We start from the raw sequence: 424 nt of genomic DNA, 5'->3' as shown, positions 1-424 counted from the left end.
AACTACGGCCAGTCGACCAACGACACCTATCCGACCGCCTTTCGACTTGCGCTGATCCTGCGGCTCGAAAGCTACATGACGGCGCTGCGGCAGCTCCAGGAGGCGTTCTTCGCCAAGGGCCGCGAGTTCGATCGCGTGCTGAAGATGGGCCGTACGCATCTCCAGGACGCCGTGCCGATGTCGCTCGGCGCCGAATTCCGGGGATGGGGCACCACCATGGGCGAGGAGGTCGATCGCATCTCCGAGGCACGGGCGCTGCTGCGCGAGATCAATCTCGGCGCCACCGCGATCGGCACCTCAGTCACTGCGGCGCACGGTTATCCCAAGCTCGCTGTCCGGCATTTGAGCGCGCTGACCGGCGTCGACTTCATTCTCGCCGGCGACCTGGTCGAGGCGACGTCCGACACCGGCGCCTATGTGCAGC

The 424-nt window shown here is 66.0% G+C and carries 1 protein-coding gene; it reads left to right on the top strand.

Annotated features, from left to right (window positions below; translation table 11 throughout):
- Positions 1-424 (top strand): lyase family protein (locus QC029_RS31450; protein WP_279559114.1); only part of this gene is annotated, 424 nt, incomplete at both ends.

The sequence above is a fragment of the Streptomyces sp. DH37 genome, from assembly GCF_029813835.1.
In the GTDB taxonomy this organism is placed as follows: Bacteria; Actinomycetota; Actinomycetes; order Streptomycetales; family Streptomycetaceae; genus Streptomyces.
The sequence above is the reverse complement of the archived record's forward strand: the minus strand, read 5'-3'. Positions and strand labels throughout refer to the sequence as shown.